Raw genomic sequence first — 23952 nt, 5'->3', positions numbered from 1 at the left:
AGACTGCATGCAACAACTGTATTATGAATTGAGCGTCCTTGCGAAATCTGTGAATTTTAAAAATCTGTCTGCTGCCGCTCTTCACGTGGGATTGAGCCAGCCGCAGTTATCGCGCATTATTGCGAAGATTGAAGACGAACTTAAAATCGTCTTGCTTGATCGTTCGGCGAAAAGAAAATCCGGTTGGACCGCTGTAGCCTTTCAATTGTCAGAGATCTTTGAAAAATCCATTCGACGCTTAGAAACGGAACTTCAAGGTATCAGTAACAACCAAATGGTCGGCGAACTTCACATTGGAACTTTGGAAGGCCTGGCTGACTTTGCTCTCAATACTTCTCGTCTTTGTTTTGAAGAGGTCGGTGTCAAGAAGATCACTTTGGATATTTTTGACCTGAACGAACTTGAAGCCAATTTCCTTTCTGGAAACTTGGATTTGATCTTCACTTCGAAAACGCCGGGTCGTCAGAAGTTTAAGTATTTAAGCGAGTTGGGCTTCCAAAGATTGGATAAGATTGAGTCTTCTAAGAAATTTGCGGTTTTAAGTTCTTTTGAATACGGTCGCTCTAACAAAAAGGAACTCGAAGCTTATCCTCACCTCTTTGTCTCAAACTCATTGGCTATGCGCCGCGCCTGGTTTGATAAGCATGGCGGAACAGGACACTTGCCGACGGAAGCAAAGAAGGGCCGTGCTAAAGATGCTGAACCTGTGATGATGATTGGTTCCGAACTTTTAAGCCCTGTTTTGTGGGAGAATATCACTTCCGCTGTTGAAGAGTAATTATTAGCGGCGAGTCTTTTTCGCCGCTGCTTGATTTAACAAGTCTGCCACCTCGGCAGACTCGTTGATAACACGTTGGCTGATCGCCATATTTCTGCCGAAATAACCTAAACCACGAATCATCTGCGTATTCGCTAACTCAGGGCTCATATTCTTAAGATCGTATTTCGCGTTCTTATAAATTTCTGAACTCCAGATTTGATCGGCTTTGAGTTCAGGACGTTTATTCAAAACCCATTGAATCGCCGGCTGAGCCACATGACAACTCACACAGTCCATATTCTCAGGATTAAAATTCTTAGGGTTCTCAACACGGAAAGCCGCTTTCACTTCTTGGCGAATCAATTCCTCAGTGCCTTCACCCAAACGCACAGACTCTGCTGCGATATTGTTAAAGGTGTCATTCCCTTTTGGAGCTGGTGAAATTCCGCCGCCTGCAAATTGATCTGCGGGAACCGCGACGTTAATAAATGCTTGGGAACGTCTTCCGTCCAAACGAGGAACGGGAGCCATTTCTAGATCCCCGTTACGCACTTCAAAACCCGCAAAGGCCCACATATCACCAGCACCGCGCAAAACCATGGCCGTCACACGCGTAAGGTTTCCGACTCCCGCATATTTTTTTATGACGTTATGAAAGTCTGCCAACGCTGGACTGCGATCCCCTTCAGCAGCCCACGCTGGATGAACTTGCAAAGGCACAAAGTCCGTTTTGACTTTGTATTTCTTTTTCCAAGACCCGATATCCTGCAAAAGAGATTTAAACTCAATGTCTGTTAAAACGTAAAAGCTGTGAAGTGCCGCATCCACTGTTTGTACTTGGTTGCGACGACCTATCTCAAGAGGTTGCCACACCAAACGGATTTGTTTTTGGCAAGATTGAGGCGTTGGCAATGGGAAGCAAGGATCAATGCGTACAGCGATCACACGAAGAGCGGCGTTGGTTTCTTCGCGATTCATTCCAAAAGCAAGAACCGGGATTTTTTCAACAAATGCCAGAGGAAGAAGAGCGCCTCCATGGCCAGGAGCTTCAAGTCCTAAAAGCTGATCATCCCCGACCGTCGCCGGAAGAGGCATCAAATAGGAAACATCATTCAAATCCCAAGCGGCGTGGGCCTGGAAGGACAGCATGCACAAGAAAACTGCGATTAATTTCATAGGCCCTCTAGGTGCCTGGCCCACAGCAGTATTTCAACAAGAATCGCATTACTCTGAGCAGCAAGAAGCCTAAATGAAAATGGGATGAAAACGATCAATAAAAAAGGCCGCTCAACGAGCAGCCTTTATACCTTTTAAAAGTGTTCGATATTAAAAGTTGTAACTTACACGGGCGCGAAGTTGCTTCATGTTGATGTAAGAAGCTTCGTCATCCACTTCTGATCCTCCCGCTTTGAGTGAGTCTTTCATCTTGTCAGAAAACTTATGATTACTGACGTAGTAACCAATATCCATACCTACATTTTTAACTGGGACATAACCCAACTGAATTTGCAGTCCGATTCCAAGCGGATTGTAGTTGTCATCGATGTGCTTTCCAGTCAGTACAGACATGTGTCCACCAACCGCCCCGTAAATGCCGTTTGTAAATGCATAAGCCGCATTCAGCTCAGGGCGGATCTGGGTCATTTCATCGTTGTTGGAAAAAGACTTCTTCGTTTCATTTTTATTGTCTTCAAGTTTTTTCACCAAAGCCAAACCCGCGATAAAACCAAATCCACCGCGAGGAACACTGGCATAACTCGCCGATACACCAAGTGAAGGTGTTGCTTTTTCCGTCGACAGATTCCAAGACTCTGATCCCATGAAAGTGCTTTTTACTTTGAGGTGACCTTCACCCTCTAAACTTGAATATTCAAGACCCGCTGAAAATCCTTTCATCACATATTCATTGAACGTAGAGCGCTCCATGCGAGGACGCGTGCGAGAAACTTCCACGGAATCTCTTTGAGCGAAAGCAGGAAGAGCAACAGAGGCAACAAGAACAGTGGCAAAGAATTGTTTCAACATGGGACAGTTCTCCTTCTTAGTTTTGTTTTATATGAAGACACCTTTGATATAGCGAAATAAGGACCACGCAGAATTGCATTAGTTGCTTTAAAGGGTGTTTCGAAACAGAAGAAAAGAGGAGAAAACGAAGAAAGCTAAACAGGTGAAAAAAGAATGAACAACTGAAAAAAGCCCCCGTTTGTCAGAGGGCCCTGATTACAAAAATTAGTTCGCGCGCTTACAAGTCAAAGATTCTGACTTCTTCGTCGCTGTCGTATAAAGAGTTCCTGTACGAGTGCCTTTAGGACCGGGAGCTGTAGTCATGTTGATTGTGAAAGTGATTTTCTTACCAACATAAGTCATCGGTGCACCGATACGTCCTTGCGCATAGACAGGACGAGCCAAATGATTTTCAGAAGAGGTCACTCCGTCTTCTTTACGATCAATTCGGATCATCGGGATACCGGAAATACCACCTTCAAGAACCGTCAATGCCACACCTTGGCCTTTGCATTTAAGAACGGGAACATATTGATCGTTCGCTTGAGCCGAAACTGCAAAGAAAGCAGAAGCCGCAAGAATCATTTTTTTCATGGAAAACTCCTTAGATAAAAAATCTGTTTTAATTGTCAAAAAACGGATTCTTATACTCTGAGAAGGGCCAAATACCAAGTTGCGGGACTGTAAGGTTAAGCTTTCTATTCCGGAAGGTCTCGGAACGTCTATGGAAGAGCCCATGACTGTGAAGATAGCGAAGTTTTAGACAGACTTGTAAAAAAGGAATGGAGGTCCCCGCAAAGAGCCGTTTTATTTGTAGCGATCTTGAGTTTGAATTTTTCCGTAACTATTTACGATGGCAAAAGTCCTTCGATAGTCCGTGTGGTACACCCACAAAGGCTTGTTGAAGGGCTCCGTCGTATAAATTCCAAGTTTAAAATACGGCGCAGTGATATCGTGGGCATATCCGATCGGTCCACGATAGCGAACAATTCTTTTTCCATTCATCCATACCTCTAAAGAGCCTTTTGCCGTCGGTGACCAGAACGCGCGAATGCGCCAACGAGTCCATTTTTCGAATTGTGCCGGCTGAGAAAAAAGAATCTGTCCTTTTCCGTCAAGCCCATGACGGTCCACGACCTGTTGATTAAAAAGAGGTAAAACGATGTGTCCACTACGCAAGCGCAGTGAAAATGGCGGTCGTTGCGCCGGCGTACCGGGAACTTTGTTGTCATGCCATTGCGCCAAAACCAAATTGGGCGTGTCAGAGCCTTTGAGTTGGGCCGGCAAATAAGTCGAAAATTCGTAAGTCGCAAGTGTTTCATGAGGGAAATGAAGAGGGTCTTGTATTTCGGCTCTCCAACCGTCGCTGATTTGATCATGCGTAGGTTCAATAGAAAACTTTGCTGCGCAAGTTCCATTTGTCGTTATGAACTGTAGGGCCTCTTCAACACCAATGCGCTTTAAGGACCAGCCGTTGGCGGAACAATTCGCAAGAGAACTTGGGAGGGCTACAGACGATGTCGAAATGAGATTTAAACCAAAAACAAAAATGGAGGAGCAGATCAATGTTTTCATAGATCTTTTTTAATTGAAAGACTTCGAGAAAAATAGACTAAGAGCGCGCCCTTGAAAAATGGACTGACTTGAAAAAAAAGTGGACAATTTTATCGTAGGGCTTGAATAAAGGCCGCCCCCTTTTTTAGGAGCGGCCTTCTGAAAAAACGGATTAGCCTAAAAGTTTCAAAGCCAATTGTTGAGACTGGTTGGCTTGACCTAGAACCGAGATCCCTGCTTGCAACAAGATGTTATTTCTTGTCATCTCAGAAGTCTCTGCCGCAACGTCTGTGTCTCTGATTCGAGAATTTGCTGCCGACAAGTTTTCATCTGCGATCAACAAGTTGTTAGATGTTGATACTAGACGATTTTGTAAGGCACCGAAATTCGCGCGAATCGCATTCACCGAAGTCATGGCCTGGTCAATCGTATCCAAGCTCAGTTGAGCTCCTTCTTTCGTTGCTACAGATTCCGCCGTCAATCCCAAGGCATCTACTGAAGCATTCGCCGCACCAGAATTAAAACTGATTCTGTCACGGAAAGGGTCGTTGTTTACGCCGACCTGGATATCAATCATTCCACCAGTACCGTTGAGCAATTCGTAACCGTTAAACTCTGTCGCTTCAGTGATACGCTGAATCTCGGACTTTAACTGTTGATACTCAACATCCAAAAACTTTCTTTCTGTTTCACCAATCGTGTCAGAAGAAGCCTGCACACCCAATTCTCTTAAACGAATGAGCATATTTGAAACTTCGTTCAAGCTGCCCTCTGCGACTTGCACAAGAGAGATACCGTCGTTGGCATTTCTGTTGGCTTGTCTTAAACCTCTGATTTGTCCTTTGAGGTTTTCACTGATCGCAAGGCCAGCGGCGTCGTCTGCTGCCTGATTGATTCTGAAGCCAGAAGCCAATCTTGCCATTGATCTGTTCGCATTGATCTGTGTCATGTACAGATTCTTTTGCGCATTCAATGCTGACACGTTTGTACCGATTCTTAATCCCATTCTATCCTCCCTGCATAATCCTCTTCCTCCTTGAAAAACTGCCATCCATTGGCTTAAGGCGCGATCCGTGCACCTGTTAAATTAATATTCGGAACTTGCGATACAAGGTTCCACCTAACTTTTCGGAAAAAAATATGAGTGTCTCGAGTCCAGATTTTGTGTTTTCGATTTTATTTTGCAGAGAAATTTTATTTTGTATTTTGCGCACGAGCGCAGAAGAAAAAAGAGAAAGGAAAAAATTCCTTCGAAAGAAGCGCACTATTTCTGTTTTCCGCTCTGAAAAATGAGGCCGCCGCAGGGGCGGCCTCGTCGCAGGAAACAGATCAAATTGTCAGCTCTAAACAGAGCTTCGGGGTCATTTACACTCGGAACCGTTCACTTAAGACGGTTCTCTTGAGGGTGATCTTGATCATTGAAGATAAGATCGGGAACCAAAGTCATTCATCGATTAAGAGAATGACTTGTTCAAGAGTCCAAGTGCTACGTTAGCTTGTTGGTTCGCTTGTGCTAGTACGCTAGTACCTGCTTGCAACAAGATATTATTTCTAGTCATTTCAGACGTCTCTTCAGCTACATCCACATCTCTGATACGAGAGTTCGCGGCTGACATATTCTCGACTGATACTTGAATGTTCGAAACAGTCGATTGAAGACGATTTTGGATCGCACCGAAGTCTGCTCTCATCGCAGAGACACTCACGATCGCTTGGTCGATAGCGGCTAGAGCATTTTGTGCTGAAGCTTTATCTGCTACTGACGTCAAGTTCACTCCAAGCGCTGCGGAGTTCGCATCTGCTTTAGATGCATCGAAAGAGATACGGTCGATTTCAGGATTATTTCTGGTACCAACTTGGAAATCCAAGATGGAGCCCACACCTGCTAGCAACTGAGTTCCGTTGAACTCTGTGCCTTCGGAGATACGGTCAATCTCTGATACAAGCTGATCGTATTCCACATTGAGGAACTGACGTTCAGTCGGTCCAACAGTGTCAGAAGCGGCTTGTACAGACAATTCTCTGAGACGAATCAAGATCGAAGAGATCTCATTCATCGAACCCTCGGCCACTTGCACGAGAGAGATACCGTCTTGAGCATTTCTTGATGCTTGTTTGAGACCGCGAACTTGAGCTTTTAAGTTCTCAGAGATCGCGAGGCCGGCAGCATCGTCACCAGCGCGGTTGATACGGAATCCTGATGCAAGCTTTTCCATGCTCTTATCAAGACCGATCTTCGTTCCCCAGAGAACTCTCTGAGCATTCAACGAAGCTGTGTTCGTGTTAATACGTAAACCCATAATTCCTCCTCCTTGAAGATTTGCAGAGTTTCGATCCGTGAAACTCTGTGCACCTACCTTGGTGCGAATGGGCGATTCATTCTTACCTTACTGATCGGAGCCTTCAGAAATTCCTAAAGTGATACGTCTCATTTTTTTACAGATCTGGTCCTCGGTCCTGTTAAATGCACCTCAAAATGACCACAGTTAATTGCGCGTAACTCTTTGATTTTGGAACACTTTTCGTCTTTTTTGGGTGACTCTATAAAGAAGAGAGGTTTATCTTCGGTACTATTAAACTGATACGAAGCTTGGAGGTATGTTGAACATTCTCCTGATTTTTATCTCTATTTTCTTTATTGCCGAAGGTGTTCTGGCAAAAGAGATCCATTTAATGACTTACGAAGCCCCTCCTTTTGTGAGCGAATCTCTTCCGGAGCAAGGGGCCGCCATTTATGCTCTTCGCGAGATCTTTAAAAAAACAAACTGTGAATTGAAAGTGAGCTTCGCGCCGTTTCTGCGCGGAAGAAAACTCGCTCTGAAAGAAGAGCTCTTTGTTGGATTTTTTCCAGTCACACAAGTCAATGTCACGTCGGATTTCACTATGTCAAAAGTAATCTTCCAAACACCTTGGGCTTTTGCTGAAAGAAAGGACAAGCCCATTACTTGGAAAGCACCGGAGGACGTTCTCCCCTATCGCATAGGAAATGCCAGTGGTTATGAGTTGGCCGCCCCCTTCCAACCCTTTTATGCAAAAAAGAAACTCAAAGTAGAGCCTGCTCCCAGTGACGAACTCAATCTCTTAAAGCTTGCTAACAAGCGCGTGGATCTCGTCTTTATTGATGCGGGCATGTTTACTTATCTTATTAAGACCAGCGAAAAACTAAAACCTTTCCAAAACCAGTTGCAGCTTAACCCTAAGATTATTCATATGGATCAATACGGCATCGCCTTTAAAAAGACACCAATAGGTCTAAAACAAATGGAAGAGTTTAATAAAGCGGCCTCTGAAGAAGAGTTCACCCGCTATATCGATATCTATTTTAAAAAATATCCAGGCCCCTAGGGTACGCCGTACCTTTTTGAAATGCATTGCGCCTTAAACGACCGTATTCTCTAAGTAATGAATCCTGGCTGTTGATGAGTCCCTCGAAAAGCCAAACTCTCTTCTTTTTAAAGCTCGGAATATTGCTTCTCGGTCTTCATCCTCGTATTCATCATTGAGCCATCTCAACTGGGTAACTGGATTTTGAATAAGATTTAAATTGTCGTAAACGGGAATATAAAGATAATCGAGGCCCAAAAGTCCCGGCAAAGAGCTGTATTTATAGTCTTCTACATTCTTGCAAATACCGGCATGCACAGGATTTCGATATACATATTTATAGGCATGTTGATAATGAATCGAATTTTTAATTACGGACCAATGGTAGGGCCCACCGAAAATCTGGTTAATTCGGCCCGTTTTCTCGCCAATTCGTTTACTTACTTCCCTCAGTAGATAATTCATCGCAAGATCCAGATTTGCCTCCGGTGTTGAGATCAACATGTGGAAATGATTATTCATTAAAACAAACGCATGTATCCTCACATCATAGGCTCTCCATATAAAATGAAGGTAGTCTGAGAATAAACCCCAAACAACTTCCATAGGAGCACCAAACCATTCTTTGTTCGTGGTTCTAGCAGTTACGTGGTAGGGATAATCTGTCGTTGGATAGAATTTTTTTCTAGGCATGTTAACAAGAGCATCAATATATAGACCCACCTCCTCCCCCCTGTTCCTACGTATAGAGGTAGCCCACAGATCCGAAATGCGCCCTTTATCGACAGTTGACATATTCCTTCTAAAATTGAATATGTAGATTACAGAAGGGCGAATGGCGCGGTGCAATTCAAAAAGGTACGGCGTACCCTTCCTCAGGAGGACGTTCGATGGAGATTCGGGACCCCGTTCACGGTTCGATTTATTATTCAGATCAAGAGGTCGCCGTTCTCGACACCGCCGAATATCAACGTCTGCGCGCGATTAAACAACTTGGCTACGCCGAGTTCAGCTTTCCTGGAGCCACTCACAACCGCTACATTCACTCTGTGGGTGTAGGTTATTTAGCGGGTGAAACTTTCGATGCGATCTTTCGCGTTTATCCCTTTTCCAAACCTTCCGTTAAAACGCGCTTTCGCCAAGTTCTTCGTTTGGGAGCTTTACTTCACGACGTAGGTCATGGGCCTCTCAGCCATACTACTGAACAAGTGATGCCGCATCTTTCTGAACTCAATATCAAACTCTATAAAGAGCAAGAGCAGTATGGCGAAGAGGCGCACACGGTGATGAATCACAATCGTCGTGCGAATCACGAAGACTATACTATCAAGTATGTGACGGACTCGAAGATTGCTGAAACTATTCAGCAGCAGTTCCCGGACATTCAACCCATTCACGTGGCTTGTTTGATTGATAAGGCTTTGCACTGCCCGGATGATTTCTTTGTAGATGGCGGAGTCGACTTTAGACCGATACTCAGTCAGTTGGTTTCCAGTGAGCTGGACGTAGACCGCATGGACTATCTTGAAAGAGACAGTTACTTCTGCGGCACAAACTACGGAAAAATTGATTTGGCGTGGTTGATTCAGAATCTCACTTTCCACCGCCGCGAAAACAAAATGTATCTAGCTCTGAACCGCCGTGCACTGTATTCCTTCGATGATTTTTTGATTTCCCGCCATCACATGCACTTGATGGTGTACTGTCATCACAAGAGCATTATCTATGAAGAAATGCTGAATCGTTATCTGACGTCACCGGATTGCACCTTTGTTTTACCCGGCGATATCAACGAATACACTCGTTACAATGACTATCGCCTGCATGAGCACTTAATCAGCGCTGACAATCAGTGGGCGCAAAGAATCGCGCAAAGAAAACCGTTTAAAGTTCTTATTGAACAGCACAACACGGCGGAGTCCGAACGTCCGGAATTAATTCGGCGCGCTCTAGAAGCCGAAGGCATTGAAGTGATCCGCACAAGTTCTAAAGCGCGTTTATCTAAGTACCACACGGCATCTCCCGAAGAGCGCGCTTTGCAGATTTACGTTGTCGATCAATATGATCGTTGGGCACAACCAGCTCCCATCAATCAGACGACAGAAATCTTCCAACGCTACGAAGGCGCTCGTATCATCGACCGTATTTATGTTTCTCCAGAAAATGTGACTAAGGCTGATGGAATCTTAAAAGGATTGAAGCTCTCTTAAGAGAGCTTCAATTTCTGACTAACTCAAAGAGATAACCTGACCGTTTACAGCAGAGCCATACTGGCTCACCAAATAAGTGATCGTGTTGGTCACTTTCTCGGGCTCGGTGATTTTTAAATGTGGTTCTTTTTCACGCAACTTTTCAACGGCCTCTTTGATGGATTTCGCTTCAGGATGTTGCGCCAAAATAAATTCCTCTGTCAGACCTAATTTCAAAACATTCACCGTGATATTGTGTTCAGCGACTTGTTTTGCCAAAGCCTGTGCAAACGGTACCAAAGCTCCGCGAGCACCTGCCAAAATCGGATCGGGATAGTTTTCATTCAAAAGATAGAGAATGCGGCCTCTTTTGCGATTCTTTAGAAAATTCAAAACCGCATGGGTCAACATCACGGAAGTTTTAAAATTATGCAGGACTTCCTCATCAAGGTAGGTCAAGGCCTCACCAATTTTATAACGATTCGGTTTATTGTATGTCTGTGCATCAATAAAAAGATCCACACTTCCAAAAGACTGAGCTGCGGAACCCACGGCGTCTTTGATGTCCTCCGGAGTTTTCATTGGCGACTTGATACTCAAAGCTCTTCCAAACTTTGGATTGATCTCGCGAGCGTCATTGATTTGATTGCAGAAGCGTTGGCTTGCAGCATTGTCAAAATCAAGCAAAACGCAATCAGACCCCATTTGCGTAAGACCCATCATCAAACTTTGCACTGTCGTTGTGAAGGGTCCCACGATCAACGCTGTTCGTTCTCTTAAATTAAATCCATTTTCCATGAGACCCCATTTTATGCATCGCAATTCAAAAAGGTACGGCGTACCCTCTAGATTTTTTCAATGATGATCGCGATACCTTGACCACCGCCGATACATGCAGAACCCAAAGCGTACTTCGCATTTCTGCGATGAAGCTCATAAACCAAGTGATTCATAATGCGAGTGCCAGACGCTCCCAACGGATGTCCTACTGCAATCGCGCCGCCGTTCACATTCGTTTTAGACGGATCCAATTTTAATTCTTTCTCTACAGCTAGATATTGGGCAGCAAAAGCTTCATTCACTTCCACAAGATCCATTTGCTCAAGTTTCATTCCGGCTCTTTGCAAAGCCAAACGAGCAGCTCCCGCAGGACCAATTCCCATGATCGTTGGGTCACAGCCAACAGAAGCGTAACTCACGATACGCGCCATCGGTTTCATGCCCAATTCTTTGGCTTTCGATTCGCTCATCAAAAGAGAGCAAGCCGCACCATCCACGATTCCTGAAGCCGAAGCCGCAGTCACCAATCCGTCTTTTTTAAAAAGTGATTTCAGAGTCGAGATTTTTTCAAAAGTAGAATCTGGTTTTGGATGTTCGTCTTTTTCAACGACGACAGTTCCTTTACGTCCTTCCACAGTCACCGGCGCAATTTCTTGCGCGAAATAACCTTTATCGAAAGCCGCTTTGTAACGAGTTTGCGACTGGATCGAATACTTATCGCTCATCTCACGAGTGATTCCGTATTTTTCTCCCAAATTTTCTGCTGTGATCGCCATTGGCATTTTTGCGTAAGCATCCGTCAATGCGGAAGTCATCAGATCTTCCAACTCGAAATTTCCCATGCGCATTCCATCAAAGCGTACTTTGCGAGCGACATAAGGAATCAAAGACATTTGTTCAACACCACCGGCAAGAACCGCTGAGGCTTCTCCACATTGGATCATTTGCAAAGCATTGACCCACGATTGGAATCCACTTCCACAAAGTCTGTTCACGGCAAAAGCTCCCACATTCACAGGAACTCCCGTTTTCAAACCAATATGTCGAGGAAGATAAGCGGCATCGGCCCCTGACTGAACTACGTTACCGAAGATCACATGATCAATTTTTTCAGGCGAAAGTCCCGCTTGCTCAAGAGTGGCCTTGGCGGCGACCACACCGAGATCCGTTGCAGATACATCCTTTAGAGATCCACCAAATGCTCCAAAGGGAGTTCTTTTCCCAGAGATAAAAACAATTTTTTCCATGAATCTAAGAGTAGGCGGCTTACCAAGTCCAAGCAAGGCCAATCATGGATAGGCCCTGTTCTTTCGTCGACTTGTGACTGACGACGAGATCTTTATTCGAGAATACTTTTTCTTTAAGGAAAATATCGGTCGCAGAAGCTTTTGCGTCGTAATTAATCGCCGCTTTCATCCAACCTGTGTATTCCATTTTAGCGAGGGCTTGGAAAGCTTCCACTTTAAAAGAAAATTTATGACTGACTCCTTTCGGAGTACTTGCCGGAACCACAACATCTGTTTTTAATTTTTCTTGAGCTGTCTCGGCAATTCTTCCCAAAGTCGTGGCCTTCATCGCCGCCGAATTAAACCACAGAGAAAAACCTCTGTCGGCAATTCGAGTGATAACAGTGCTTTCACTGTCACCTTGTTTTAAATCCATGGGAACGACTTTAGCGACATCGGCTTGAGTGATCTTAGGAGTCACGCGATCTTCAGGAATAATAAGTCTCTTTGTGGACTTCAAATCCACCTTTGCCATGCAAGGGCACGTGAAACCTATTAAAAAGAGAAAGGACATGATCATTCTCATACCTAAGCTCCTCTTCAAAGAGCGTTCCACTTTTCAAGGACGCAGTCCCTTTAAAATTCAGATAATAAGCAATTAACAAGGGAATCCTTAAAAGGGAGCCAAAAGGCGTCTATAGAAATGGCGGTTGACCATATTTTGTGACACGACCTTGTACCTGTTTCAAAACGGGGCAGCCTAGCATCCCCTTTGCACTTTGCAGCCGACGAACAGGTGTGTTGCTACAAGGTGTTTAGTCAGAGTGTTGTGATTCCAGGAACTTAGAATCACATACAGAACGACGAGTGCCTCAAAATGACACGCAAAAAAGGTTACTTGGCGAAAAGTTAAACAATGGAGACCCTATGAACTTCAAGAACGTTAAGCGTGGTGCGATGATCTTTGCGCTTTCAGCAAGTTTCATCCTTCCGCATTCACCTCATATGGTATGGGCCAAAGAAGGAACGGCATCATTCCCTCTCGATCTATTTCCAGAGGATGAAGATGACACTGGTTTAGGCCCGACAAGCCCAACGATTCCATCAACAGGATCTAATGGGTCCTCGGGATCTTCAGGGTCTTCAAACACAACAGCCCCTCGAAATAATAATGGCGGCAACAGACCAAGCTCAACGACGACCACTCGCCCTCAAGCCGGCACGAAGATGAATCCCGCAAGAGTGCCTGAAGCCTACAGCTGCCCTCTTTTTGACAACCGACCTCATGCGGAGTTGATCGCGGCGATTGATTCTTTAAATAAAGAAGTGAAAGCGTCTCCGGAGTGTTCTGGTTCTCCTTCTGCAAAATCTTTGGAAGATAATGGAAACACAATCAAAGATAGCATCGCAGCTTTGCAAAAAATCATGGATACTCAAGATCCAAATGCGGTGAACACTTCACAAATTGATCAGTCCATGACAGCAGCTTTACAAGCTGTGGGTAACTTGGGTGATATCGTTAATAACAACAGCTTCTTGAACTCCAAATGCGGTCGCCAAACAATGTCGACAGGTAAAGTTCTTTTGGCTTTGAATGATGTTATCAACGGCATGGCACCATACGCTCTTTTCGCGGTTTCTATGAGTGCAGCTTTGGCTCCGGCTCTGCCTTTCGTTCTGGGCGGCGCGATTGCGACAAGCGGCATCTCTGCCGTTGCGAAGATGATTGATCAAAACACTTTGGATATGACAAACCCTGAACACCGTAAAGCGGTTCTTCAAAACACATGTCAATTCACGAAAGTGGCTAAGAAAGTTCGTTTCATGCAACTCGCTCAAAGCGGCAAGATTGATAAAATCACGCAAGAGCTTGAGCAAAACGTCGATCTTTACAATGCGAAATTCAAGAATCCTTCACGTGAGTTGTCAGCTCTTTTGAAATACAGAGAAACTGCAACGAAAGTTTCTGAAGCCGTTGAAACACAATTGCTCAATGACCGTGCGGATCTGGCTACAGTTGAAGAACAAATCGCACAAAACAGCGATGACTTGATGGTCTGTACACTTTCTAACGAACTTGTGAACTGGGCCAGAGATGGTAAAACGTTCCCGGCCTCTGCGTTCTTGAATCTTCAAGCGGCGACCGTTCAAGGCGATCGCGCCCAAAAACTTCAAGCCGCAACAATGATGACGGTTCATAACAATTCAATGAAGAGAGTGGCTGAGTACGCAACAAAAGCTTACGAAGATGAAAATGCTTTGAAGTATTGTGCACAAGCAGGCCGTTCTTGGTTGACAGGCGTTCGTCAATCTATCGCTATGACAAATGCCGTGATTGGAAAATCAAAAGCAGATCTTGAAACTGAACTTTCAAGAAGTGCTGAATACCGCCAATGGAAAGTTCAATTCACACGCATCGAAGTTGAAAAAGTAACTATCAAACGTGTTGAAAAAGCGATGCAAGAACTTGCAAAAGACAACTCTATCATCGACCGTTCTGAGCTTGCACAACGTATGGTGAACTTGAAAGCCGGTCTTTTCGGTTCACGCAGCGCTTGGAGCTGGGGCTCACCTCCAGTCCTTGCTTGGATCAACCACACGAAAACAATGCACGATCAAGCGATCTCTGCATTCATCGTGGGCATGAGAGAAGCGCGTAACGGTTCTTACAGCTTGACGGATGCGGGTCGCGGCAAACATATGAAAATCACTGTGGCGGGCACAATGTACACGGATCCAAAAGTGCAAACGGAGTCCCTTAAAGTTTCTCAAGTTCTTGGCAACATCAACTTGAAAGAACTTCCATTGGGTTCGCGTCAGCACGAGATCATGTGTCAACAGCTTGAATCCGCATGGTTGGATTGGGCTGCGGCTATCGACCACTTGGGTGCGGTTCAATTCTTCTGTGATATGATCGACCCGGTGTTGGATGTAAAAATGGATTCATCTGTTGTGATGGCTTGCCGTGGTTACGGTCAGTTGAACGGAACTACTTACAGAGAATCTATCGTGAACCAAGCCAAAGCCACTTTGGTAAGAAAAGGCTACCAATCTGACGCAACTCTTGTGAGCAAAAAACTCAAAGAATTGCAATGTCCAATGCCCGCTGTTTCAGTTATGAATCAGTAGGTACCTGCTTCCCATCGTGTCGATTTAGGTACGTTGTAGCTTAAAGAAATGAACAAAGCCCTCTTCTTGAGGGCTTTGTTCATTCAACGCTAAGGCATAACAGTAACAAATTCTGAGTTGGCTTGCGCAACACTCATGATATCCGCACGCGAAAGTCCCGATTGCGACGTACGAATAACGACCTGAACTTTGGCGTTAACGTAATCGCCAAGATCCGTGGCTTTGACTGCGGAATTGACATTCAAAACGAAAGACTTCGCTGCCGCAATCGCGAGCAAATCCGCTTTTGACAGACCTGAATTGGCGGTCATGATCACCAACTGAACATTGGCTTGGGCCAAAGCAATCAAATTATCCCGAGTTAACCGAGGTCCATCCACATACAAAACGTAACTGCCCGAGCCGGCAAGATCCAAAAAATCCGCCTGCGAGTACGTGGTTTTACTTAAAGAAATCCCCACCTGCACATTAGGGCTGCTTAAAAGATCCATCGTCTCGAGTTTACCAACAAGGCCCACTTGATTTTGGCAATAAGTGACCCGAGAAATTTTAGAAATCTCCTTTAAGTCCGCCACAGACATCGCAGTTCCACTATTTCCACTCAAACATTCTGAGAACTGAGGAGGTAATGCGGCAAAACTCAACCATGAAAACAAAATGAGCAGAATAAAAGGAATTCCACTTTTCATAAGAACCTCGTTCTTAATTTTACTCTTTAAAAAAAGAACAGCATGCTGACTTTTAGCAAATGATGCTTCCAGAACGTACCTAAATCGACACGATGGGAAGCAGGTACCTTTTATTCGTCTAGGATGTAGTTGATTGGATCAACGGCAGTTCCATTAATACGAACTTCATAGTGAAGATGCGGACCTGTCGAACGGCCTGTGTTTCCAACCGCGCCGACGACATCCCACTTGTTCACACGCTGTCCGACCTGAACGTAGATTTGCGACAAGTGACCAAAACGAGTTGTTACGCCATAACCGTAGTCAATTGTGATCAACTTACCGTAAGACTCATCATAACTTGCAAACACGATCACACCGTCTGCCGGAGCATAAACAGGTGACCCTGGAGCTGCGGCAATATCAAGACCCGCATGCAACGCTGTTTTACCTGTGAATGGAGAAACACGATATCCGAAACGAGATGTGATCCAACCTTTTGCTGGCTTCATGTTCGGCGTTGAGTTCAACAAACTTTGACGTTCCGACAAGCTCTCCCAAAGATCGATCACACTCTGTTCTTTAAGCTGAGTTTCTTTAACGGCTTTATCAATGCGCACAACTAAAGAAGCGTAATCTTTATCGGCGTTTTCATTAGCCAACTCCCCGACTTGGTCATTCAAAGGTTTTTTATTAGCAAAAACCTGATCCTGCGCCACCAACTCTTCCGGTTCTTGGCGCTGCTCCATCGGTTCGTACTCTTCAACCTGTTGACCGGCTGCGGGCTTTGGTCCCATCGTCAATTTCGTAATGCGATCTTCCGCATCGACGTTGGTGATCAATTTCAATTTTGTTGTGAAAGTTTTTACGCGCTCCAAAGAATTCTCAAGAGCGCTGACTTTACTTTCAACGACTTGGAATTGTTTGATCAATTGGGCATTTTCCGCTTTCAGGCGTTTGTTTTCCATGGCTTGCAAAAGCAAACCAAAATAATCCACAAGTCCCGCGGCGAAAATGATGATAATAACGGCAGAGATAAAGGAGATGGCTTTAAGCCAAGCAGCCGAGAGCACGATCTTACGGGTTTTCCCCGTCTGATTGCTCACAATAAACAGCGTGACCTTTTTCTTATCCAACTCCGAGACTCCTAAAAACTATTCGTGAAAGTGCAGTAGCATGACTGTGACGTTGTCGTCTCCGCCATTGGCTAGAGCTTGTTCTACACAAGCTTTGACTGCTTTGTCAGGTGTATTTTGATTCAAAATTTCAGATATTCTTCCGTCTTCCACTAAACCCGAGAGTCCATCGGAGCACATCAGAAACATTTCCCCAGGAAAAATCTCTCTCTCAATAATATCTGGATAAACATCACGCTCATATCCCACACTGCGTGTGATGACGTTTCGCCCCACAAATTGGCGCACTTGCTCTTCACTCATCACGCCGGCGCGCAATTGTTCATTGATCAACGAATGATCTTCCGTGATCTGCCAAAGGTTTGGACGTTTAAATAAATAGCAGCGTGAGTCACCGACATTCCCGACATACAAATGTTTGCCGCGAATATAAGCCATCACCATCGTCGTTCCCATACCCGCAAGCTCAGGACGCTCGTTAGCGGCTTTATCGAAAATTCTTTTCGATGCTTCTTCATAAGATTGAAGAATCAATTCGCGCGGGGATTTTTTATGCGCTTCAGGTTGCAACATGATTTCTTCAACCGTTTCAACGGCCATACTGGAAGCGACTTCGCCTCCTGAATGTCCACCCATTCCATCTGCCACGATAAAGAGGCCAAGCTCTCTATTGATAAGACAAGAATCTTGATTTGAATCACGTCGAAGGCCTTTATCTGTCAGATACCAAGAGTCAAATTTCATAGATGTTTCATTTTCACCCAACACTGACAAAGGAGTCAAAGTCTGGTCCTGGACTAGAGTCGCATTTCGCGCGTCCAACTCACCAACCCCCTCATTTAAAGTGTCATACTACCGATAGGAAGGGGTGAGGTCTTATGATGAAGTCACCGTCTTTCAGAATGTATGTGTTACTGTCTATAGTCTTCCACATTTTGGTTGTGGGAGGTTTCCTCGTTGTAGAACATTTCACACCTCAAGAGCCGAAGACTGAAGCAGTGAGCATTAACTTTCTGAGCCCGGAAGACCTACAAAAAATGGCGCAGATCGAAGAGCTTGCTAAGAAGAAAGCCCTTCTTCCCGCCAATCAAATAGTTGAACAGAGTGAAGTTTCTGCAAACGAAGAAGCTCCGGACAACGCACGCTTTTTAAGCGCAAAAAATCAAAAAGTTCAGAAGCAAACTGTCGCAGCAGAGCGTGGCCAATTTCAAAATGTGAAGAAGGCAGCTCCACAAAAAACTGGACCTAAAGGCGATGGCAAAGCCAAGAACGTAGCCACGGCGGAAGAATCCAAAAAGCAAATCGCAAAGGATCTTTTCAAAGGGTTTGACGCCAGCGAAGCCTTGGAAAGACAGAAACTCGCCGACAAACAATCTGGACTTGGCGAAGGTCGTGGAAACGGTGAACAGAACACGGGAACCGGCGCTGAAACAAGTCAATCTAACGACTACATCAAAGATGTCGAAGTCGGTCTTGAAACTGTTTTGAACACGCGCGAGTTTAAGTACTACTCTTACTACAATCGCATCCGCAAACAACTTTCTCAACATTGGGAAGGACGCGTGCGCGATAAACTTTCGAAACTTTTTAAAGAAGGCCGTGCTCCTGCAGCTACGAACCAAGATCGCATCACGAAACTGATGATCGTATTAAATGACAAAGGCACTCTTGTGCGTGTACAGGTTTTAAGTGACTCCGGCATCCGCGATTTGGATGACGCTGCCATTGAAGCCTTCCGCGCGGCGGCTCCATTCCCGAATCCTCCAAAAGGAATCGTTGAAGGAGATGGCACTGTCAAAATTCGTTGGGATTTCGTTCTTGAAACTTAAATTGTCCGAAACACGATTTCTAACTCATCTCCTTAACACCTAAACTCTCATTCAATGCTGGAATAGATCTTCCAAAGATCTGCCCAGCATGGAAAATAATCGCACCGCAATCATAAGTTCTTATTTCGCCGTAAGAAATCTTCTAGGACTAACCCGCTAGAATTTTCTTTAAATCTTTAAGCGATGTTGCAGCTTGTTCCACTAAATACTTCTCGTATCTGGCATCCTGACCATTGAACTCAAAAAGGTCTGTCCAGGAATGAGTTTCGGTGATCTTCATCACTGCGACAAAGTCACTGCACCCATAAGTGACTTCTTCAATATCCTCAAGGGAGTCTAGGACGCAATAAAATCCCTGATAGCTTAGATCTCCCTGAAACTTCCAAATTTTATCGACGTCGTTGCTGATAAATGTCTTATCAAGAACAAAGCTTTCATCAGATGAGCGCAGAAAACGGAGACATATGATTTGTCCTTCCACAAAATCATGAATCGAGACCTGATTTTTCAGCACCCCATAGAGTTCATATTCATCTTTAGCGAATAATATCTGCCCCTCTGTCATAACCCTTCTTATCGGAAATTTTGGGAAAATTCCGCACCAAGAAATTTAGGATATTTTTCAAAACAGCGGACAAATTGGGGCACCTTCAAATTCTTTGGACAACGAGGGAGCCTGCGGTGCCCTTATATTGGTTCCCGGCCTCAATATTATTGGCCTTTTCCTTGTATTCCTACTCCTGAAATGTTGGCTTCAGAAATGTTAACTAAATAGTTAACTTTTTAGGTAACTATTTACAAAACAGATCTGTAGAGGCGTTTTGAAAGTGTTTATAACTAGCGTCATCGCAATGAACACTTTTAAACAAAGGAAAATAAAGATGAAAACACTCGCTAAAACAATTCTTCTTTGCACTAGTCTTACGATGGCTCTTACTGCTTGCTCTCCTGAAGAGAAAAAAGACAAACAAGTCATCACCGCCAACCAACAAATGAACTCTCAAGATCTTGCCGATTCTGGTGAGCAGCTGATGCAACCTCACACTCTTCACCTTGCGGACCGCGTTTTTGAAATGGCTCTTGAAAAAGATCCAGGAAACAAAAAGGCTCAGTTCTATCGTGCTTTTCTTAAAAGATTTATGATCTTTGAAGGCGTTCTTTACCGAGTCGCTCCTTATGTAGAGAAATATGGTGATAAAGCTCTTTTCCAAAAGAACCTCAAACAGATCCCAAATCACCCTCTCAGACAGTTCCTTCTAAAGTCCAATGGTGGCAAAGCGCAAATTAGCACTCTGGCCGATATGCAAACACTTTTGGTGGAATACCGTGACGCTGTTCAAAGCTTCCGTGATTTCGTGACTCAAAATCCAGATATGAATTTGGATCTTTACTTAAATCCAATGCTTTTCTCGAATCAGATCAACAACAACTTGAAAGACTCTTGCCAAATTGTTTCTCAAGGAGAAGACAATTTCAAAGTGGAGTGCGATTACTCGGACATCGCTAAAGCAAAAATCAACATGGCGGATTTGATTGCGCTGAAACAAGCGGCCGCTGGTGAAATCTTGTACCTCACTCTTTATACGAGCTACAGCGTAGGAAGCATCGACCAATTCCTTATCGACAATAAGGACGGCAAGCTGACTGCAAAAGAATCTTTTGAAAAATTGGAGTCCATCCAAGACGTCGGCCTTTTGATGAAAAACCAAAGCATGACGGCCGTGCGCAAGTTGGGTGCTGATTTCGGTGTGGGTTTGAAATGGGCTCTGCAATATCAAGACTCTCTCTGCCCGAAAGATAAAAATGGTAAGTCCCTCGGTCGCAAAGGTTTCGTTGTGAATGATATGTGCGTGACGGATACGGCGAATGCACAAAACACTTTGGCCACTTTGGATAAAGTTCTTGCCGGCACAATGAAAGTTACTTTGGGTGAAAACGACGCCAAGATCGAAAAGAACATGAACATCATCACTCTCTTCGACCGTCCCGTTCGTGATCTTCGCAGACTTGCACCAGCTACTTGGAATGCAGAAGGTTCAACAGCAACGTCTTTGAGAGATAAAACTTTCGGTGGCTTGTTCCCAGATGGCGATGTTAACGACTTGTTCAAACATAGCGGTAACAACTAATTCTTAGGAACAAAACCCATGAAGATTCAACTTCTCCTCCTCACCTTCATGAGCCTCACAGCAGGGACCCAAACGGTCCTTGCTAAAGGCATTGAATCGTCCATGGGTGGTTTTACTTTGAATACCTGCTCGGAAACTAAAAACGAGTGCATCCAAATCAAAGCCGAAAGAACTCAAGGCAGCCAGTTGAAACCTTTGCATATGTTAACCCATCCCGAAGTCACAATCACTTCTCAAAAATCCGCGAAGAGCACGGTTCTTCACGGCGACACGGGATACATTGATCTGAATGAAAATCAGCTTGTCCTTTATAAAAGAGACAAAGGACAGTTAACAGAAACATCCATCAACTTGACGACCCTTGAGCGCTTCAGCACTAAGCCAGGTGACCTATGAAGACGCTGCTCAGTTTACTTCTTATTCTTTCTTCACTTGCGATGGTGGCCTGTCAAGGTCAGCAAAAAGAAACCATTCGTGAAATCATCCGCGAACCTATTCAAAGCAGTGAACAAAACCAAGGTGGCGTTGACGACGGCGGCGGAGGCAACGGCGTGAACGGCCGTCCTCTAGAATCTTTCGCCGTCAGAATTCAAGACATCCCGGCCTTTAATTCTTTAGTACTTCCGATCATTCGCAAAGTGAGTGAAACGCATCCCCGTTTTGCTTCAGACATGGTGCACATTGCTTTGAACCGCACTTGGTATTTGGTTCCGGTTGAGTTGAACAAACTTCCTGCTCAAGTCGTGGGAATCGGTATTGCCGATAAAGATTTGCAGCAATTGGCACTGCAAACTTTGAGTCATGTGTGGATGAATTCAAACTTTTTTGAAAAATTTCCTGCAGGCGACGAGGATCGTGCGAGACTGATCCTGCACGAGATCATCATGGGAATTCGTTTGATGAAATATCAAAGTGCGCTCGATCAATGTTATTCAGAAATCGCTGTTCTGAAGTTGGATACTGCTAAAAATTCTGAATACCGCAAGCTTCGTGAAGCCTGTGCTAATAAATATGGCCTGGCGTTACCTGACGGACCAGCAATTCCGGGTGTGAGCAAACGAATTGAACTTTCCAAAGAAGACTACGATCACGTTCGTGAATTGGGCGTGCACTTTTGGAATGAAAAAGGTGAAACAACAAAAGCCGAGCTTGAAGCTTGGCTTAAGGATAAAAACTTCAGAAAATACTAACGAAGAGTTCCCCAGAACTCGCGAATGTTATGTTTAACCGCCTTGTCTGATTTTTTGGAGAGGCGGAAAACAAGGCCGACAGGTTTCGCATTTACAAAACCAATCACCACTCTTCTTTCAGGAATTTTTCCTTCTTTATCAGCGTCGTCAAATTGGGCTTCACAAGTTTTACCTGTGTGCGAAGTGAAGAGTTCAGCTCCGTGATATTTTAAAGAGCTTTCCTTTAATGGACCAAAAATGCGAGTCAAAAGTTTTTCGCAAAGGTCTTTATCCATCGACAAAGTTTCAATGCCTTTAAAAGTATAAAGATCCACAGTGCGCAGGTCTTTTGCGGGCTCCCCATTGCGAGTAATAATACCTGCGAAGTCATCCACCTTGCCAATGTCGAGCATGGTCTGATCATTTTTAGATAGAAACTCGATGCTTTCTTTGGATTTGATAGGCGGCTGCACCTTTTCCTTGTGCGGAGTTTCCGCCGAAGCGAAAGACGATAACATGAGCAAGCTGCCGACCACGAAGAGAGAAATCATCTTTTTCACAAACATCACCCTTTACTGAACACCGTTGCCGTTGGAAGTTGTTTTCGTTGAGCCGCCTTGAGCCTTGCGAATCTTCTGAACAATGCCCGCAAACTCAGCGTCGCTGGATTTTTTAAATGTCACACCCTGAATGGAAACAGAGCGACTGCCTTTGACTTGAGCGCTGTAAGTCTTGCCATTTTCCAAAGTGACTTTGAAATTGCTTCCGTCAAAACAAACTTTTTTAAGATAACCATCGTCTGTATAGATATCACCGGGTTTCCATACATAGCCTTCTAATTTTAGCTTGGACCCCACGGAGCGAATTTTCAGGCCTGCGGTTACAAACATACTGTCTGCCGTTAACATCGCCGGAAGTTGTTGGACGATGGAAGGGAATTCACTTTTTTTAGCTTCAAAATCAGCAGATGAAGTGACACAAGTTTCAGCAGCCAATGCGGCTGGCACTGCGAAAATTCCCAATAGAAAACTTGCAAGCAAACGATGGTACCCGAACGTCATGGTCATCCTTTTGTTTTAAGTATTTACTCTTTTTAGTATCGGCTTCCTGAGGGATATTCTAAATTGCAAATGGACAATTCTCCACGACTTCTCGCGGACTCTTCTTGCTTAAGTCTGGTTGGTTCCTAGCGCGAACGCCGCGACAGACGCGGATTCTCAGACTGAGACACTCCTTAGTATTCAAACCAGTCAATATTCAAACAACGTACGACTTCCGATTTTGAGGGAATGACTTTGGCCGTGATTCCTTGAACAAAGTTGGGAAGTTCCTGCCTCACCCAATCTGCCACTTCTTGGGAAAGAGCCATGGGACCTGAATAGAAGAAGTCGTCATCGCGGGTGAGATTCATTTTGCTCGTGGCTTGAATATGCCAGTTCTGCAAATGACGACCGACCAAAGGAGATGAAGTTGGCAAATACGTTCGGGAGGGGCCCAACTTCAACTTACTTTTTTCTTCAATTAACAAATTATGCGTGATGAGAAAGTCCAAAACTTTCTGCACGTGATTGCGCGGCAGATTCAATCGAGTCGAAAGAGCTTCGGCATCGTTGAACTTCCCTGTGTCGGCGAGCATGCGAATCCCTTGATAAACCCAGCTTGAATAAAAAATCATGCGGGCTTCATCATTGAGCTCATTCACCTTCACGCGGTTTTCTAATTTCTTGGATTTCTCTTGCCGTGCTTTGATCTGACGATGAAAACGCTTTTGCAGTTTGTGACTTCCTGCTCTTCCATAATCTACGAGCAGTAGAAAAAAATCCGTTTCGTCGTCATCCAAATTTAAGTAGTCACAGAGGTCCGATGCCAGCTCGAGGCTCAAATGTTTATCGCCTTTAAAGACCTGGCTCACCATTGTCGTAGAAACTCCCAAAGCCTGCGCCAAACGACGGTACTCCCCGAACCCCTGACGAGGTTGGTTTTCGACCCACGCATTGTAGAACTCTTTGTAGTCTGAATAGTGATATATCGAAACTGACATAAATCTATTAACTA

The 23952-nt window shown here is 44.6% G+C and carries 25 protein-coding genes; 8 read left to right on the top strand and 17 right to left on the bottom strand.

Annotated elements, in window-relative coordinates:
- The first annotated feature begins 7 nt into the window (after nt 1–7).
- The gene (locus ACL934_RS02365; RefSeq protein ID WP_374077315.1) at nt 8–778 is read left to right on the top strand and encodes a LysR family transcriptional regulator; all 771 of its coding nucleotides are present in this window, start codon (nt 8–10) and stop codon (nt 776–778) included.
- Between the two features lie 3 nt (nt 779–781).
- Here ACL934_RS02365 and ACL934_RS02360 read toward each other — a convergent pair whose 3' ends face one another.
- The 6 genes from ACL934_RS02360 to ACL934_RS02335 all read right to left on the bottom strand — a co-directional run bounded on the left by ACL934_RS02360 (nt 782) and on the right by ACL934_RS02335 (nt 6618).
- The gene (locus ACL934_RS02360; RefSeq protein ID WP_374077313.1) at nt 782–1936 is read right to left on the bottom strand and encodes a hypothetical protein; all 1155 of its coding nucleotides are present in this window, start codon (nt 1934–1936) and stop codon (nt 782–784) included.
- Nucleotides 1937–2086: 150 nt separating this feature from the next.
- A complete protein-coding gene (locus tag ACL934_RS02355) occupies nt 2087–2785 on the bottom strand; it encodes a hypothetical protein (protein WP_374077311.1) in 699 nt (232 codons plus the stop codon).
- Nucleotides 2786–2989: 204 nt separating this feature from the next.
- Entirely contained in the window at nt 2990–3358 is a 369-nt protein-coding gene (locus ACL934_RS02350) for a hypothetical protein (RefSeq protein WP_374077309.1), read from the bottom strand.
- Nucleotides 3359–3571: 213 nt separating this feature from the next.
- Entirely contained in the window at nt 3572–4339 is a 768-nt protein-coding gene (locus ACL934_RS02345) for a polysaccharide lyase (protein WP_413612981.1), read from the bottom strand.
- A 151-nt stretch (nt 4340–4490) separates the two neighbouring features.
- Nucleotides 4491–5324, bottom strand: coding sequence for a flagellin (locus tag ACL934_RS02340; RefSeq protein WP_374077305.1), 834 nt, complete (start codon nt 5322–5324; stop codon nt 4491–4493).
- 448 nt (nt 5325–5772) lie between these two features.
- Entirely contained in the window at nt 5773–6618 is an 846-nt protein-coding gene (locus ACL934_RS02335) for a flagellin (RefSeq protein ID WP_061834647.1), read from the bottom strand.
- 298 nt (nt 6619–6916) lie between these two features.
- On the opposite strand from ACL934_RS02335, the gene ACL934_RS02330 reads away from it, so the two are divergent.
- Nucleotides 6917–7663, top strand: a complete 747-nt coding sequence (locus ACL934_RS02330) for a substrate-binding periplasmic protein (RefSeq protein ID WP_374077303.1) — start codon at nt 6917–6919, stop codon at nt 7661–7663.
- Between the two features lie 33 nt (nt 7664–7696).
- On the opposite strand, the gene ACL934_RS02325 is transcribed toward ACL934_RS02330, so the two are convergent.
- On the bottom strand, nt 7697–8365 hold the full coding sequence (locus ACL934_RS02325) for a transposase (RefSeq protein ID WP_374077301.1): 669 nt from the start codon (nt 8363–8365) through the stop codon (nt 7697–7699).
- 167 nt (nt 8366–8532) lie between these two features.
- Here ACL934_RS02325 and ACL934_RS02320 point away from each other — a divergent pair, with 167 nt between their 5' ends.
- Nucleotides 8533–9852: an HD domain-containing protein gene (locus ACL934_RS02320; protein ID WP_374077298.1), complete on the top strand. Its 1320-nt coding sequence runs from the start codon at nt 8533–8535 to the stop codon at nt 9850–9852.
- Nucleotides 9853–9870: 18 nt separating this feature from the next.
- On the opposite strand, the gene ACL934_RS02315 is transcribed toward ACL934_RS02320, so the two are convergent.
- Genes ACL934_RS02315 through ACL934_RS02305 form a run of 3 tightly spaced genes read right to left on the bottom strand, consistent with a single transcriptional unit; the run spans nt 9871 to nt 12423 of the window.
- The gene (locus ACL934_RS02315; protein ID WP_374077296.1) at nt 9871–10629 is read right to left on the bottom strand and encodes an SDR family oxidoreductase; all 759 of its coding nucleotides are present in this window, start codon (nt 10627–10629) and stop codon (nt 9871–9873) included.
- 47 nt (nt 10630–10676) lie between these two features.
- Entirely contained in the window at nt 10677–11858 is a 1182-nt protein-coding gene (locus ACL934_RS02310; protein WP_374077295.1) for an acetyl-CoA C-acetyltransferase, read from the bottom strand.
- A 19-nt stretch (nt 11859–11877) separates the two neighbouring features.
- Complete coding sequence (locus ACL934_RS02305) at nt 11878–12423, bottom strand: hypothetical protein (protein ID WP_374077293.1); 546 nt, start codon at nt 12421–12423, stop codon at nt 11878–11880.
- 341 nt (nt 12424–12764) lie between these two features.
- On the opposite strand from ACL934_RS02305, the gene ACL934_RS02300 reads away from it, so the two are divergent.
- A complete protein-coding gene (locus tag ACL934_RS02300) occupies nt 12765–14966 on the top strand; it encodes a hypothetical protein (protein ID WP_374077291.1) in 2202 nt (733 codons plus the stop codon).
- Nucleotides 14967–15055: 89 nt separating this feature from the next.
- Here ACL934_RS02300 and ACL934_RS02295 read toward each other — a convergent pair whose 3' ends face one another.
- The 3 genes from ACL934_RS02295 to ACL934_RS02285 all read right to left on the bottom strand — a co-directional run bounded on the left by ACL934_RS02295 (nt 15056) and on the right by ACL934_RS02285 (nt 17514).
- The gene (locus ACL934_RS02295; protein WP_374077289.1) at nt 15056–15655 is read right to left on the bottom strand and encodes a hypothetical protein; all 600 of its coding nucleotides are present in this window, start codon (nt 15653–15655) and stop codon (nt 15056–15058) included.
- 110 nt (nt 15656–15765) lie between these two features.
- Nucleotides 15766–16770, bottom strand: a complete 1005-nt coding sequence (locus ACL934_RS02290) for a M23 family metallopeptidase (protein WP_374077287.1) — start codon at nt 16768–16770, stop codon at nt 15766–15768.
- An 18-nt stretch (nt 16771–16788) separates the two neighbouring features.
- The gene (locus ACL934_RS02285; RefSeq protein ID WP_374077285.1) at nt 16789–17514 is read right to left on the bottom strand and encodes a Stp1/IreP family PP2C-type Ser/Thr phosphatase; all 726 of its coding nucleotides are present in this window, start codon (nt 17512–17514) and stop codon (nt 16789–16791) included.
- 134 nt (nt 17515–17648) lie between these two features.
- Between ACL934_RS02285 and ACL934_RS02280 the strand changes: the two genes are divergently transcribed.
- Complete coding sequence (locus tag ACL934_RS02280; protein WP_374077283.1) at nt 17649–18599, top strand: TonB family protein; 951 nt, start codon at nt 17649–17651, stop codon at nt 18597–18599.
- A 148-nt stretch (nt 18600–18747) separates the two neighbouring features.
- Here ACL934_RS02280 and ACL934_RS02275 read toward each other — a convergent pair whose 3' ends face one another.
- Nucleotides 18748–19164, bottom strand: coding sequence for a hypothetical protein (locus tag ACL934_RS02275; protein ID WP_374077281.1), 417 nt, complete (start codon nt 19162–19164; stop codon nt 18748–18750).
- 316 nt (nt 19165–19480) lie between these two features.
- Between ACL934_RS02275 and ACL934_RS02270 the strand changes: the two genes are divergently transcribed.
- The 3 genes from ACL934_RS02270 to ACL934_RS02260 are packed head-to-tail and all read left to right on the top strand — an operon-like array spanning nt 19481 to nt 21918.
- The gene (locus tag ACL934_RS02270; protein ID WP_374077279.1) at nt 19481–20728 is read left to right on the top strand and encodes a hypothetical protein; all 1248 of its coding nucleotides are present in this window, start codon (nt 19481–19483) and stop codon (nt 20726–20728) included.
- An 18-nt stretch (nt 20729–20746) separates the two neighbouring features.
- Nucleotides 20747–21124: a hypothetical protein gene (locus ACL934_RS02265; RefSeq protein WP_374077277.1), complete on the top strand. Its 378-nt coding sequence runs from the start codon at nt 20747–20749 to the stop codon at nt 21122–21124.
- Nucleotides 21121–21918, top strand: a complete 798-nt coding sequence (locus ACL934_RS02260) for a hypothetical protein (RefSeq protein WP_374077275.1) — start codon at nt 21121–21123, stop codon at nt 21916–21918. Before ACL934_RS02265 ends, ACL934_RS02260 begins: the two co-directional genes overlap by 4 nt.
- Here ACL934_RS02260 and ACL934_RS02255 read toward each other — a convergent pair.
- The 3 genes from ACL934_RS02255 to ACL934_RS02245 all read right to left on the bottom strand — a co-directional run bounded on the left by ACL934_RS02255 (nt 21915) and on the right by ACL934_RS02245 (nt 23938).
- On the bottom strand, nt 21915–22457 hold the full coding sequence (locus ACL934_RS02255) for a hypothetical protein (protein ID WP_374077273.1): 543 nt from the start codon (nt 22455–22457) through the stop codon (nt 21915–21917). The genes ACL934_RS02260 and ACL934_RS02255 overlap by 4 nt on opposite strands.
- Nucleotides 22458–22469: 12 nt before the next feature.
- On the bottom strand, nt 22470–22958 hold the full coding sequence (locus ACL934_RS02250; protein WP_374077271.1) for a hypothetical protein: 489 nt from the start codon (nt 22956–22958) through the stop codon (nt 22470–22472).
- Between the two features lie 173 nt (nt 22959–23131).
- On the bottom strand, nt 23132–23938 hold the full coding sequence (locus ACL934_RS02245) for a TIGR02147 family protein (RefSeq protein ID WP_374077269.1): 807 nt from the start codon (nt 23936–23938) through the stop codon (nt 23132–23134).
- Nucleotides 23939–23952 lie beyond the last annotated feature (14 nt).

It is taken from the genome of Bdellovibrio sp. HCB-110 (genome assembly GCF_047323225.1).
Lineage (GTDB): Bacteria > Bdellovibrionota > Bdellovibrionia > Bdellovibrionales > Bdellovibrionaceae > Bdellovibrio.
Note: the sequence above shows the minus strand (reverse complement) of the source record. Positions and strands in the feature narration are given on the sequence as shown.

Excerpts from the sequence above, each read along its gene's own strand:
- ACL934_RS02300 (WP_374077291.1), top strand. The coding sequence starts at position 12,765 with ATGAACTTCAAGAACGTTAAGCGTGGTGCGATGATCTTTGCGCTTTCA.
- ACL934_RS02275 (WP_374077281.1), bottom strand. The coding sequence starts at position 19,164 with ATGACAGAGGGGCAGATATTATTCGCTAAAGATGAATATGAACTCTAT.
- ACL934_RS02350 (WP_374077309.1), bottom strand. The coding sequence starts at position 3,358 with ATGAAAAAAATGATTCTTGCGGCTTCTGCTTTCTTTGCAGTTTCGGCT.
- ACL934_RS02245 (WP_374077269.1), bottom strand. The coding sequence starts at position 23,938 with ATGTCAGTTTCGATATATCACTATTCAGACTACAAAGAGTTCTACAAT.
- ACL934_RS02345 (WP_413612981.1), bottom strand. The coding sequence starts at position 4,339 with ATGAAAACATTGATCTGCTCCTCCATTTTTGTTTTTGGTTTAAATCTC.
- ACL934_RS02250 (WP_374077271.1), bottom strand. The coding sequence starts at position 22,958 with ATGACGTTCGGGTACCATCGTTTGCTTGCAAGTTTTCTATTGGGAATT.
- ACL934_RS02340 (WP_374077305.1), bottom strand. The coding sequence starts at position 5,324 with ATGGGATTAAGAATCGGTACAAACGTGTCAGCATTGAATGCGCAAAAG.
- ACL934_RS02265 (WP_374077277.1), top strand. The coding sequence starts at position 20,747 with ATGAAGATTCAACTTCTCCTCCTCACCTTCATGAGCCTCACAGCAGGG.
- ACL934_RS02270 (WP_374077279.1), top strand. The coding sequence starts at position 19,481 with ATGAAAACACTCGCTAAAACAATTCTTCTTTGCACTAGTCTTACGATG.
- ACL934_RS02330 (WP_374077303.1), top strand. The coding sequence starts at position 6,917 with ATGTTGAACATTCTCCTGATTTTTATCTCTATTTTCTTTATTGCCGAA.
- ACL934_RS02335 (WP_061834647.1), bottom strand. The coding sequence starts at position 6,618 with ATGGGTTTACGTATTAACACGAACACAGCTTCGTTGAATGCTCAGAGA.
- ACL934_RS02305 (WP_374077293.1), bottom strand. The coding sequence starts at position 12,423 with ATGAGAATGATCATGTCCTTTCTCTTTTTAATAGGTTTCACGTGCCCT.
- ACL934_RS02310 (WP_374077295.1), bottom strand. The coding sequence starts at position 11,858 with ATGGAAAAAATTGTTTTTATCTCTGGGAAAAGAACTCCCTTTGGAGCA.
- ACL934_RS02355 (WP_374077311.1), bottom strand. The coding sequence starts at position 2,785 with ATGTTGAAACAATTCTTTGCCACTGTTCTTGTTGCCTCTGTTGCTCTT.
- ACL934_RS02285 (WP_374077285.1), bottom strand. The coding sequence starts at position 17,514 with ATGAAATTTGACTCTTGGTATCTGACAGATAAAGGCCTTCGACGTGAT.
- ACL934_RS02280 (WP_374077283.1), top strand. The coding sequence starts at position 17,649 with ATGATGAAGTCACCGTCTTTCAGAATGTATGTGTTACTGTCTATAGTC.
- ACL934_RS02360 (WP_374077313.1), bottom strand. The coding sequence starts at position 1,936 with ATGAAATTAATCGCAGTTTTCTTGTGCATGCTGTCCTTCCAGGCCCAC.
- ACL934_RS02295 (WP_374077289.1), bottom strand. The coding sequence starts at position 15,655 with ATGAAAAGTGGAATTCCTTTTATTCTGCTCATTTTGTTTTCATGGTTG.
- ACL934_RS02315 (WP_374077296.1), bottom strand. The coding sequence starts at position 10,629 with ATGGAAAATGGATTTAATTTAAGAGAACGAACAGCGTTGATCGTGGGA.
- ACL934_RS02320 (WP_374077298.1), top strand. The coding sequence starts at position 8,533 with ATGGAGATTCGGGACCCCGTTCACGGTTCGATTTATTATTCAGATCAA.
- ACL934_RS02260 (WP_374077275.1), top strand. The coding sequence starts at position 21,121 with ATGAAGACGCTGCTCAGTTTACTTCTTATTCTTTCTTCACTTGCGATG.
- ACL934_RS02365 (WP_374077315.1), top strand. The coding sequence starts at position 8 with ATGCAACAACTGTATTATGAATTGAGCGTCCTTGCGAAATCTGTGAAT.